Genomic DNA, 13,357 nt, shown 5'->3' with positions numbered 1-13,357 from the left:
TTATTATACATTGTTTTGTTGCATATTTGTTACATAAATAATAGATTTGTAACAAATATGTGATAAAATCCTAAATCATTTAGAAATGCTTACACAAGAAAATGCTTTAAAATTCTTTAGACATAATCCTGCGTTGTCGATAGCAGGAATAGAAAAAGAAGCATCCTTACCTTCTGGTACATTACGACAGGCGGTGGCTGGAAATCGTAAATTAAATGAAAACCATTTAGTTGCTTTAGAAGGGGTTCTGATGAAATATGGCTACTCTAAAGATTTATATCTAAAAGCCAGAGTAGTTTCAGTAGTAAATCATAAAGGTGGAGTGGGCAAAACCACTACAGTTTCATGTTTAGGCGAAGCTATGGCAAATAAAGGTTTCAAGGTATTAATGATTGATTTAGACCCACAAGGGAATTTATCTCAAATCTTAGGAATTGAAAACCCAGAGGTACAGGTAGCAGATTCATTGATTAATGATGCTGAGTTTCCAGTAGTTGAGATACAAGAAAATCTATATCTTTCGCCATCGGACATTGATTTAGCCAAAGCAGAATACGAATTAATATTATTAACAGGAGGAGATTTGCGTTTAAAAAACCGTATTATTCCCTTATTAAGCGAGTTTGACTATGTATTGATTGATTGTCCACCATCGTTGGGTAAACTTACAGTATCTGCCATGTATGCCTCTGACGCTTGTTTAGTGACGATGCTTCCCGAAATGGCGGCGATGAAAGGAGTGAATACATTATTGGATAAAGTACATGATGTAAAGAAAAACCTTAATCCAATGTTGGACATAGACGGCTTGGTTTTTACGATGGTAAAGAAGAACTCGGTTCATGATAATATCAAAGAAGCCGTTCGAGAAAATTTACCAATTAGAATTTTCAAAACAGAAATCAAACATTTGGTTGATTTCCAGAAAGCACAGGTAATGTTGAACACTATCTCAAAATTCTCTGGTACTTCAGAAGCCGCCAAATTGTATGCTGATTTCTGCAATGAATATATTGAATACCTTCAATTGGTTAAATAAGAGGAAAGATGAAAAAACTAGATTTAGGAAAAGCCATTGCTGCGACAACAAAAAGTACGTTTGTTAATAATAAATTGATATCTGATGAACAGGTAAAAAAGAACATAGAAATTCTGGAAGAACTAAGAGTATTTATTCCTCCTTTAGGAGCAGAAGAATTTTCTTTGTTAGAACAAAATATCATCAAAAATGGCTGTCGGGATGCTTTGACCCTTTGGGAAACCAAACGAAGTGCGATTGAAGCAGGAGCAGCATACCCCGATGAACCAATTTATGTGTTGGTAGATGGGCATAACCGTTTTCAGATTTGTAAAAAGAACAATTTAAATTTTAGTGTGCAATTGATGCCTTTCAATTCCAAAGAGGAAGTGAAAGATTACATGATTGATTTACAACTAGGAAGAAGAAACCTGAGTCCGGAACAAGTATCGTATTTCAGAGGACTAAGGTTTTTGAATGAAAAAACAGGTCCTGGGAAGTATGATAGAACAGGGCATTGGGTCCACAATGAACCCAATGCTCATGCACCAGAAAAAGGCAGGACTGTTGAGAAATTAGCGAAAGAATATAAGGTGGGGACTTCGACCATTAAGAGAGATGCCCAATTTGCTGAGGGATTGTCCAAAGTAGAACCTACCTTGAGAAATGAAATTTTGACAGGCAAAAGAAAGATTGATAAAAAAGTTATTCAAACACTAGGGAGAATTACGGATGATATTGAGCCTATTACTACCATTGTAGATATTGAAAAAGTGGTTGAAGCAAGTGGTTTAGGCTATAAACCAGTGGCTAAAAATAGTAAGCCTGAGGTAAATTATGAGGGATTAAGTGTTTGGACAAATAACCTTACTGAACAAACAGAGAAAGTATATACAACCAGAAGCAAAGAAGACTTTGAAGGGCTTAAAAGATTATTAGATGAATACGGTGCTTTTTTAGGTATCCTATAATTCAGTTTTTGAATAAAAGGGTAGGGGAGAGGATAACCATTAGGAGCATTTCCTATAAAAAACCTGATGTAACCAACATCAGGTTTTTTATAGGAGTACCCACCAATTCAATATCATTTTTGTGTTAATATGTATTCAGAAACAAGAATCAGTTACGAAAGACTTTTTAATTCAGCAGATTTTGATAATTTTTGTAACTCAATTCAACATTCCACTTTCTAATGTGTTAAAATTATGAACTACGTAGTAATGAAAGGTAGTACAAGTCAAGGGGGAAATATGCTTTCTGAAAAGGAAATAAGACAAATTAATGGTGATGCGAATAGGTTAAATCATTCGTTGAGCCCTGAGATGCATGAAAAACTTAATAAAATTTTAGCTGATGAAGAAGTAGCAAATTTCTTTTATGCTAAACTTTATACGACTGCCCTACAACTACTTTTTAATACAACCAAAATAAGCGAAGACAGGAATACACCGCTGAAAATGCAAGATGTATTAGAGCCACTAGGCATAAAATATTTTCAATACAAAGCATTGTTGCAAGGCAAAGGAAAAGCAAGTACCTTGAATCAACTTATTCATGCCTTGGCTTTGCAGGGAATCGAATATAGTAAACTATTACATTCTGAAGCATTGATTGAAATGGCTGATGATTATATGACACACATATTAGGGAAATAATGCTATTGATAACGACCTCTATTCTTGCATTAGTACAACTCCACTCTTTTTGACATACCTCCTTTACAGTATTATTTAACTAAATACTTTCAAAAAATAGGGTATGCAGTCCTTCCTTTTTCTTCTTTAATTCAAATTTATTAGATTAAGTAAATATTTAATGTTTGTTATTAAAGAATGCTTAATCGATTTAGCTCTCAAAAATAAACTTACTAAATTAAACGAACTAGACAGATTATCTAAAGTCTAGTGTAATAACTAATGAGAAAAATATTCACAGTCCTAATTCTTTTCGTTACATCGTGTTATCAATTAATAGCAAGCTCAGGAACTTTATTTGAAAATATTGGGAAAGGTGATTTCTCTGATTGGAAGGGCGTATCAGTGGTTGATAAAGATAGAGTCGTTGTGTTAACAAACAATAGTATTACGTATCGTTATGCCGATGGCAAACGCTATAATAAAGGATTTAGAAGAATAGATGAAGGAGTAAAAAACTATACACCTTATTATGGGATTAGGTTTTGGATATATTTAGAAAAAGAAGAGCATACAAGCCTTCAGGTTACCTTACGTACTGCCAATTATAACAAAGACTATCTACAGCCCGAAATACAGGCAAATGTTGCTATTAGTAATAAGGGTTGGCAACAAATAATAATACCCTTCAAAAGCTTTGGGATAAAAAATGCCCAAAGACAAGCCTTTTTACAGGCTGTCAAAGAGGTTAGTATTAAACAAACAAGCTCAAATAATCAGCAAGTCCTTATTAAACAAGTTCAGTTAACACAAGGAGAAGTATTGGCCGTTAGCACAGACATCAAAGGAAAGTCTGGGGCTAAGGGTACAACAGTAAAGTATGAGTTGAATGTTGGCAATACAAGCGATAAAGTACAATCAGTAAATTTGAGTACAAACCAATATGGTTGGGAATCGATGGTTACAAGCATTGAACCTGCTGAATTTGAATTAAAGCCTGCTGAAAGTAAAAACTGCATAGTAACTGTTAAAATAGCTGACAGAGTGCCAGCAGGAGGGAGGGAAAAGCAAAATATCGTAGTAATGGCAAATGGAAGGCAATTGCCAGACGCTAGTATTGAGCTAATTACGGCATCAACATTGCCTAGTCCGAATATTCTTCATACTGCCGACCGCTGGCAAGTAGTACGAGATAAAGTAAAAAACTACGATTGGGCAAAAAAGGAAAAAGATAAATACATTCAATTAGCAGATAAATGGATAGTACCTGCCTTGGCTACTGAACTGACTAACGACAATGCAGATAAAGGAATGCAGTTGTTTCAAACACAGGAAGAATACAACTTAATGGCATCTGGCATAGCTTATCAATTGACAGAAGATAAAAAGTATGCTGAAAATATAGCCGTTTTTATGCGTCGATTAAGCGACCCAATTATGGGATATTCAAGTACGTTTAGGGGTTGTCATCAATCATTTGTACAAGAAGGACATTTCTTTCAGCATATTGCCATGGCTTATGATATGGTTAAGACAGCCAATGTATTTAGTCCAATAGATGAACAAAACATTGAATATACCTTTAGGGTATTTATTGAAACTGTTCAACTAGATATGCGTCAGGGGGCTATTAATAACTGGAAGCTGAGTGAGATGTGCGGTGCATTATATTGTGCTTTGGCTATTCAGGACTGGCATTTGGTGGAAGATATATTTTATAGCCCAAGTGCTATCGTCGATCATCTTGCTCATGGTGTGATGAATGATGGTTGGTGGTATGAATGCTCTGTAGGCTATAATGTTTGGTGTGCAACTGAGTTTTCGCAAGTAGCATTAGCGCTAGCACCTTGGGGAATTAATTTCAAAGATATGCAAGTGCCTATCGGTACTACGCCTTACTATTCATTAATGCCCGGGGCTATTAAAGGCACAGGAAAAAATGGAATAAATTTTGACAAGTGGGGACTAATTAAAAAGAATAGTATCTGCCTAAAAGATATGTGGGATGCCATTCCAAAATTTGCTGATTATAGAGGTGTAATGTTTGGCGTAAACGATGCGCAGGAAACAATGGTGGGTGGTGAAGGATATGACCTTGCTTATTACCTCTTTCACGACCCAGAATATGCAGCTATCGTAAAGCGAGGTACGACCAGAGATTTATTATATGGCGAGGCTGACCTTCCTGAAACTAATTCGGTATTAGATAAACAATCTGCCTATGCAGATAACATGGGTATTGTGATGCTACGTTCTCAGAAAGAAGGTCGTCCAATAAACGAACAGATACAAGCATCCTTGCATTACGGAACACATGGTGGTGCTCATGGACACTTTGACCGAACGGGCTTGTTAAGCATGTCACGTTATGGCCGTAGCTTTTTTAATCCCGAAATGGTTTGGTATGGTTATCCTTCGTATATGTACAAATTTTATGTTCAGACTTCTCTGACTAAAAATATGGTAGTGGTTGACCAGAAGATGCAAGAGGCAACCGAAAGTTTCCAAAAACTTTTTTATACTGGGAAAATGATGCAGGCTAGTCTGGTAGAAACAAAATCTCGTTGGAGTAATCCACCGTATGGTGGGATGATGTATGATTGGGCAGGCAATATATCTTTTGCTGAAAAAACTTGGCAGGAAGGACAGTCCATTTTTGTACCTCAAAAGACACCAGAATATGGGCAAGTGACTGGACATACTGAACCAATCCAACAGCAACGGTTAATGGTAATGACCGATGACTATATCGTATTAGCTGATTATTTGAAAGGTGAACAAGAACATACCTACGACTGTCTTTTTCAAATGAAAGGTTTTCAAGGTTTAGAAGCAACGAATAAAAAGTTTATAAAACATGACACTCAGATGAATACTGACCCGCTGGGAAGCGCTCAGTTTATTACTGATTGTAATTGGTGGGCGGTCAATGGGACATCTAAAGCTAGTTTTTTTACTTGTTGGGGTAAAGACTGCGACAATACAGGTACAAGAGTTCCTTTTAGTGCCGACGGTGATTTGAAAATAGATGTTTTTTCGGCTTGGCCACAACAAAAAGAATTGATGATTGGTACTGCTGCCGAGGCACATCCTGTGGCTAAGCAAGTTCATTTTGCTATTCGTTCAGGAGGTAAAACATTACAGGAAGGTAAAACAGGAACGTGGGTATTAGGAGCTGTTGAGATTAATCAAGCCATTGGCAATATTAAGGAATTGGAATTAGTGACAACAACCTCTTCTGATAAAACTAATACACTTTTTTGGGGAAATGCTCGTATTGTTCTGAAAAATGGGAAAGAAATACTGATTTCCTCTCTACCACAAAAAAAGAAGAATATACAAACGCCAGCACAGGAAGGAAAAGATTATTATGGAGGGCCTATAAAAATTGCAGGGAATGTTATAGAAACGGCTTTACCAGCTATGCCAACGAGTACTAAAGACACTGCCACTATTATAGTAGACTTATCAGGCGTAAAAGCAGTTGCCTTTAAAGCCATTCTAGGAGGGGACTATCCTTTAGGAAATGAAGATGCTAGACGCAAAACGTATTCATCAAGAAGCAAAGGGAAAGAAGCCAATTTTCTCACAGTTGTAGAGCCTTATGAAAAACAATCTGTTATCAAGAAAGTAGAGGCATTGACGAGCAACAAAGTGCGTATAGAACTTAAAGATGGTCGGGTACAAGAAATAACGATTGATAAATTGAATGGGAGTAATCCTAAAATAAATAACGTGGAAATACTGAATGATAAGGTACTGAGAACGGAAACGAGTAATTAAACAATCTAATTAGTAAAGTTTTAAAAAATAATCATCAAGAATGAAGAACGTATTCATATTGATTTTGTGCATCATTTCTTTTTCGGTCAAAGCACAGGTTTGGCAATGGTCTGTTCCTGTACAAGGAATTGTTCACCCTGAAACAAATAGCAATCCACAGGCTTTTCTTTGGATTCCTGAAAACTGTAAGCAGGTAAAAGGCGTAATACTTTGTATGCATAATATGGTAGAAGAAGGAATGCTTGAAAATGCCAACTTCCGAAAAACGATGACTGAAATTGGCTTTGCTGAAGTATGGGTAACACCGGGATTAGACATTACTTTCGATTTCCACAAAGGCATACAAGACCGTTTTCAAACCATGATGAATGACCTAGCTGTGGCATCGGGATATTCTGAATTAGCTACTGCACCCATAGTGCCTATGGGGCATTCTGCCTTGGCAAGTTATCCTTGGAACTTTGGTGCTTGGAATCCAAACCGCACTTTGGCTATTATATCGATTCATGGAGATACGCCTTTGACGAATCTAACGGGTAGTGGTAAACCAAATCCTGATTGGGGAAATCGTACTATTGAAGGCGTTCCTGGACTATTTGTAATGGGAGAATTTGAATGGTGGGAAAACAGACTAAAGCCTGGATTTGATTATGTAGCTAAGCATCCAAAAGCACCCATTTCATTTTTTGCCGATGCTGGTCACGGACATTTTGATTATAGCGATGCGATGGTCAATTATGTAGCAATGTTTATCAAAAAAGCAGCTATATACCGCTTGCCCAAAAACAATAATAAAACGCTTATACCCATAGACCCTGCCAAAGGCTGGCTGATGGATAGATGGCGGAAAGACAGCCTTGCCACAGCGAAACCTAATGTATATACGCGATATCAAGGAAATCGTTATGAAGCATCTTGGTGTTTTGATAAAGAAATGGCAGATAAAACAGAAAAATTTTATGCTAAAGCTCGCAATAAAAAGAATCAATATATTGGTTTTGTACAAAATGGAACTGTTTTAAAACCAGTTAAAACGCATGCTAACTATCAGTTAAAATTTATGCCTTTGGCAGATGGCATTAGTTTCAGATTGACTGCCTTTTTCGCCGATACTTCTCGGATAAAGCCTGTCGCTGACTTTGCTACAACCAAACTCGTAATAGATCGTATTTGTGGACCCGTTAAAAAACTAGACGATTCCACTTTTCAATTGAGTTTTTATAGAATGGGTTTTAATAATCCTAAGCGGAGTAATGATATTTGGTTATTGGCTCATAATGAGGGTGATGTGAGATATAAGTCTACCGTTCAGCAATTAGATATGCGTTTCCCTTTGAAAAATACTGAAGGTATTGCTCAGCATATTGACTTCAAACCCATCAAGAACCAAAAGCTTGGTGTGAAAAGTATTGTGTTGGAGGCTACTTCAGATAGTAATTTACCTGTTAAGTTTTATATAAAAGAAGGACCAGCGTATATTAAAGATAATCACATTGTTTTTACTAAAATACCTCCTAAAACCAAACTGCCTATGAAAGTAACCATTGTTACTTGGCAATATGGTATTATTGGAAAAGTACAAACTGCTGAGCCAGTTGAACAGGTTTTTTATCTAGAAAAATAATAGGCGTTCAACCTCAAGTATTGCTAGAGCTTATAAATACGTCAATCGTTAAAAAACAGAGCATGAAATATCCTCAATCGCTAATATTCAGTTTAATAATTTGTCTATTATCAAATATTACTTTAGGCCAGATTGCCTTGCCAAAGCATTATCCTCAGGGGTATCCACGCATACTGGATGATACATTAAGAAACCCGACGAGTAAATTAAAAATTGAGGTAGATACCTATGTGAATCGTCATCAAAGCGATAGTAGTTGGATAGTTTCTCGTTTACAGATGTATTGGAATACAAAATCCACAGAAGTATTTATCAAAGGAGGCGTATATGACCATGCCGAAGGAACTGCACCAGTACCAACGGTAAGATTCCCCGGTGCGAGAGATAATACAACCATATTTGGAGCACCCAAACTTGAAGATATTCAGCCTTATATGGATGATGCCAGAGGCGTACTTTTGGTAAACCGTTCGAAACCCGAACAACCTTTAGAATGGGCAGATATTTCAAAAACAGGAAGAACGCTAGAAGCTATCAATACTAATATTATGCGGATAGCGGCTTCAGCAAGTACATTATATCGGAGAACAGGAGAAGAAAAATATGCTCGACTTGCTTTTGATTTATTCGATACGTATATGATGGGTATGTATTATCGCAAAGAACCCCATGATTTGAGCAATGGGCATCACCAAACGATTACAGGGTTATCTACTTTTGAGGTCATCCAAGAAACGGCGATGTTAATGAATCTGACAAAGATTTATGACAATGTATTCAATTATGTTAGTAAAAAAACACCTAAAAAGCTTACAATTTATTCAGACACATTTAGAAAATGGGCCGATTTGCAAATTAAAAATGGCGTAGCCTATAATAACTGGGATTTAATTCAGGCCAAGAATATTCTTGAAATAGCTTTTATTTTAGATGAAAATAAAGGCTATGACGATGCTAAGGGAAGTCAATATTATTTGAATCAAGTATTGAATGTAGATTCTGAACGGCAATGGTCAATTGCTAAAGTATTAAAATTAGGGTATGATGAAAACACAGGTATCTGGAATGAATCTCCAGGCTATTCTGCGGGCGTTTTACACGATTTTGTTGGGTTTGTAGATTGGTTCGATAAACACTATGATTATGATATTTTACCAGAATTACCTGTTATTGAAAAAGCTGTTTTAGCCGAAGTACAATATCTTTTTCCGAATGGTTATACTACTGCTTTTGGCGACTCTCATTATCATGCTGTAAGTCTTGAAGCTGCCGAAAGAATGGTAGAAAATGCTAAAAAATATCATAAGCCTGCCAACGTAAAAGCGTATTCAGCATTTATTCAAGCATTGAATAGACATAAAACTATGGCAGGCTTGAATCATAATAATGACAGTAAGGAAACGACCCTTAGCAATGCTGACATTAGCACTTTTGCTACACCCATTTTCTCAGCACCATCGGTTAGTTATTTTGCTCAACGGAATGGTATGAATCCTAAGAATGGCTTGATGGTGGCAATGGCTGGGTCTAAGGGAAATCACATGCACGCTAATGGAATTTCGATGGAGATTTACGGTAAAGGAATTATTCTGGGGCCAGAGAGTGGGATAGGGACAAGTTATTTTCAACAAGATTATGCTGAATATTATTCTCAATTTCCTGCCCATAATACGGTCGCAGTTGATGGTATTTCAGCGTATCCAGTCATGAAAAGCAATCATGGTTTTGATGTGCTTAGTTCTTATCCTGCTTCAAATCAGAAGGACGGTTATTTCAGTGCAATTACTTTTGGCGAATTATATTTTTTAGAACCTGAATCTCAATCAGACCAAAACCGCTTAACGAGTATCATTCGTACGAGCGATTCTACAGCTTATTATGTTGATATTTTTCGTTCAAAAAAGCAGAAGGGTGGTGATAAAATGCACGATTATTTTTATCATAACTTAGGTCAGGAACTCGTATTAACTTCTACTAAAGGAACTCCATTAACGCTGACCGAAACGCCTAAATTATCATTTGCAGGAGGACATTTATTTGCTTATGATTATTTCTGGAATAAAAAATCGGTAGTCACTTCGGAAGATTTTAATGCTACGTTTAAACTAAAAGTCAAAGACCGTGAGGACGTGTTGATGAATGTATGGATGAAAGGTTCACCCAATCGTGAAACCTTCTCGGTAAAAGCCCCTCCCGCTAAAACATTTAGAGGAAATGTGATGATTCCAGATAGTATTGCAGCCTTATCAATGCCTACTTTAGTGGCTCGCCAGTCGGGAGAAGCTTGGAATCAACCCTTTGTGGCAGTTTATGAGCCATCGACTTCCAAATCTCCTCGTTCAATAAAATCTATTGAAAGTTTTAATCCGAATAATGCACCCGCTGACTTTGTAGGGTTGACGATTGTGAGTAATACAGGGGCTAAGGAATTGGTATTCTCTAATACAACAGGAAAGGCTGTGACGCATGGTAATATTAAAACGGAAGCCGTTTATGCGGTTGTAAGTACAAAGGCAGAAGGTTTTAATTATCTGTTTTTAGGAAAAGGGAAGCAAATCGCTTATCAAGCCTATAGCATTAAGGCAAAAGAATTAACCACAGCAGTTTTAGAAAAGAAAGGTAGTCAATTGTTCTTTTCTGCAGAAAAGCCTGTAGAACTAAGTATTCCAGAATCGATAGGGAAAATGAATATAAGTTTAGCACAGCAGGGAAAAATATTGCTGATTAAAGGAAAAAAAGGAATAGAAAACGGCAAAAAGGTTATCGTTTTTCAGATGCCTTCCTGTGATTATAATGAAATTGTGATAAGGTAAATATTTATTCCTGCAAATTAAAAATTATATTTTTAATTTGCAGGAATAAATTTATCTAGGATTGATAATTATTTAAGCCAAATCGGCTTAAATTTTGTGACAAAGTAGCAATTGAGCAAACCCAAATGTTAGGACGAAGTTCGTAATCTTGGGCGGAAGGAGTAACTACTAATAATGGTGGATTGCCAATATCTTGTAACGAAGTACTATTTCCTTTTGAAAGTGTTGGAGAGTCAGAAAGTTTGATTTCAATAGCGAGTTTTATGCTTATTCCTTGTTCAATAATTAGGTCTAATTCTGCCCCGTCTTGTGAACGATAATAAAAAGGCAAAGCATCTTGCGGTAAAAGGCTTATAATTTCTTGAATAATGTAACCTTCCCAAGAACTACCAGCTACGATATGCCCCAACAGACTATTAATATCTTTGATATTGAGTAGGTGGTGCAATAAACCGCTATCTCTAATATAAATTTTAGGGCTTTTTACCAAGCGTTTACCAATATTAACAAAATAGGGTTGCAATCGCCTGATGATAAAAGCTTGCTCTAAAAAGTCAATCGCATTTTTTACCGTGGGCTGACTGATACCCAAGGAGTTTGCCAAGGTAGAATAATTCAGGATACCGCCTTGAATACTAGCAAGCATCATTAAAAGTCTGCGCATTAATAAAGGCGAAACAGAGAGTCCTAATTGAGGTAAATCTCTTTCAAGGTAACTCATCAGGAAATCATTTAACCAGATGTTTTTTATTTTATCATTTTTGGCAAGATATACTGCAGGAAATCCACCCCAAACCCAATGGTTTTGGTAATTATCAGGAGTAATTTCTCGATAATGTAATGGATGCATTTCCAAATAAGAAATTCGACCAGCGAGAGACTCAGCAGTATTTTTCAATAAATTAGGTGAAGCAGACCCCAACAGAATAAAACGACCAGCTTCTCTTTGTTGGTCAATTAAGCCTCTGAGCAAAACAAAAATATTAGGTAAACGATGAATTTCATCTAAAATAACAGTTTGATGCTGTAAACTTTTAAGAAAAAGCTCTGGGTCGGCTACAAACTTATTCAAATCTGAAGGTATCTCTAAATCGAAGTAAGTACTTTTCTTAGGTAATTCGTTTTGAAGTGCTTTTACTAAGGTTGTTTTTCCAACCTGACGTGGGCCAAGTATAGCCGAGACAGGGAAATGGTTTACCCTAAATAGTAATTCGGAAGTGACTTCTCTGTAAATCATAATTTTAAATTTATCCCTGCAAATTTAAAATTATATTTTGAATTTGCAGGGATAAAAATTGTAATAAATCAAAAAAACGCTATAAAATGCAAAGAAGAGATTTTATCCAAAATAGTATTGTTCCTTCGGAGGAAGACTCATTATATGAGGATTACACTTTGATTGAACAAGTATAAAATATTAAATTTCAATGAGATTGATAGTTTAATTAGAAAAGTATATTGTTTTGTATTAATATGGATGATATTATAAACCATTTATTAAAAATAGATAATTGAAATGAATACACTTGACTTATTTCGCCTTGATGGCAAAATTGCATTAGTGACTGGTTGTAAAAAAGGAATTGGCAAAGCAATGGCTTTGGCTTTAGCAGAAGCAGGTGCGGATATTATTGGTGTTTCGGCTTCGTTAGAGCTTTCAGGAAGTCAGGTAGAAAAGGAAGTAACAGCCATTGGTAGAAAATTCAAGGCATATCAATGTGATTTTTCAGACAGAACGGCACTTTATACATTTATTAATCAAGTAAAAGCAGATTATCCAGTGATAGATATTCTGATAAATAATGCAGGAACAATTTTGAGGAATCCAGCCGCTGAACATTCAGACGAATATTGGGATAATGTACTGAGTATTAACTTGGATGCGCAATTTATCTTAACCCGCGAGATAGGTAAAATGATGATTGCTCAAGGGAAAGGGAAAATAGTGTTTACAGCTTCATTATTAACTTTTCAAGGTGGTATCAATGTGCCAGGGTATGCCGCTAGCAAAGGAGCAATTGGTAGTTTGGTAAAAGCATTTGCCAATGAATGGGCATCAAAAGGTTTAAATGTGAATGCCATTGCCCCTGGTTATATCGCCACAGATAATACAGAAGCTTTGCGTGGAGATGAAAACAGATCTAAAAGTATTTTGGATAGGATTCCTGCTGGTCGTTGGGGAGAAACAGAAGATTTCAAAGGAGCGACGGTTTTCCTTTGCTCAGATGCTTCAAATTATGTGCAAGGGACAATCCTAACGGTAGATGGCGGTTGGATGGGCAGATAGTTTCCTAATCACTTTTATAATAATTACCGAAAACGTCTTTGAAAAAAGGCGTTTTTTTTGTGAGAATGCTTTATGTATCAATAATATACAATAATACCTATTTGATATTTTTAATATAAGATACTGAAAGTGAGGCAGATATGTTTTGAATACGATTAAAGATAAAAAAGTGATTGAAAATAAGGGTAAGTACATGAG

At 36.2% G+C, this 13,357-nt stretch carries 8 protein-coding genes; 7 read left to right on the top strand and 1 reads right to left on the bottom strand.

Features of this window, described 5'->3' with window-relative positions; all coding sequences use genetic code 11:
* Window positions 1–85 precede the first annotated feature (85 nt).
* The 6 genes from AC07XN_RS19470 (at window position 86) to AC07XN_RS19445 (ending at window position 10,872) form a co-directional block, all read left to right on the top strand.
* On the top strand, window positions 86–1,039 hold the full coding sequence (locus tag AC07XN_RS19470) for a ParA family protein (RefSeq protein WP_494744247.1): 954 nt from the start codon (window positions 86–88) through the stop codon (window positions 1,037–1,039).
* 8 nt (window positions 1,040–1,047) lie between these two features.
* Entirely contained in the window at window positions 1,048–1,989 is a 942-nt protein-coding gene (locus tag AC07XN_RS19465; protein WP_309918441.1) for a hypothetical protein, read from the top strand.
* Window positions 1,990–2,223: 234 nt separating this feature from the next.
* A complete protein-coding gene (locus AC07XN_RS19460; protein WP_309918438.1) occupies window positions 2,224–2,673 on the top strand; it encodes a hypothetical protein in 450 nt (149 codons plus the stop codon).
* A 261-nt stretch (window positions 2,674–2,934) separates the two neighbouring features.
* The gene (locus AC07XN_RS19455) at window positions 2,935–6,435 is read left to right on the top strand and encodes a hypothetical protein (protein ID WP_494744246.1); all 3,501 of its coding nucleotides are present in this window, start codon (window positions 2,935–2,937) and stop codon (window positions 6,433–6,435) included.
* 40 nt (window positions 6,436–6,475) lie between these two features.
* Window positions 6,476–8,059, top strand: a complete 1,584-nt coding sequence (locus AC07XN_RS19450) for a hypothetical protein (protein WP_494744245.1) — start codon at window positions 6,476–6,478, stop codon at window positions 8,057–8,059.
* Between the two features lie 62 nt (window positions 8,060–8,121).
* Window positions 8,122–10,872, top strand: coding sequence for an endo-acting ulvan lysase-like protein (locus AC07XN_RS19445; protein ID WP_494744244.1), 2,751 nt, complete (start codon window positions 8,122–8,124; stop codon window positions 10,870–10,872).
* Window positions 10,873–10,927: 55 nt separating this feature from the next.
* On the opposite strand, the gene AC07XN_RS19440 is transcribed toward AC07XN_RS19445, so the two are convergent.
* Entirely contained in the window at window positions 10,928–12,109 is a 1,182-nt protein-coding gene (locus AC07XN_RS19440) for an ATP-binding protein (protein WP_309918427.1), read from the bottom strand.
* 279 nt (window positions 12,110–12,388) lie between these two features.
* Here AC07XN_RS19440 and AC07XN_RS19435 point away from each other — a divergent pair, with 279 nt between their 5' ends.
* Complete coding sequence (locus tag AC07XN_RS19435; RefSeq protein ID WP_309918424.1) at window positions 12,389–13,159, top strand: SDR family oxidoreductase; 771 nt, start codon at window positions 12,389–12,391, stop codon at window positions 13,157–13,159.
* Window positions 13,160–13,357: the final 198 nt, after the last annotated feature.

This window comes from Arcicella sp. GW458-12-2-14-TSB2 (genome assembly GCF_059423785.1).
The sequence above is the reverse complement of the archived record's forward strand: the minus strand, read 5'-3'. Positions and strand labels throughout refer to the sequence as shown.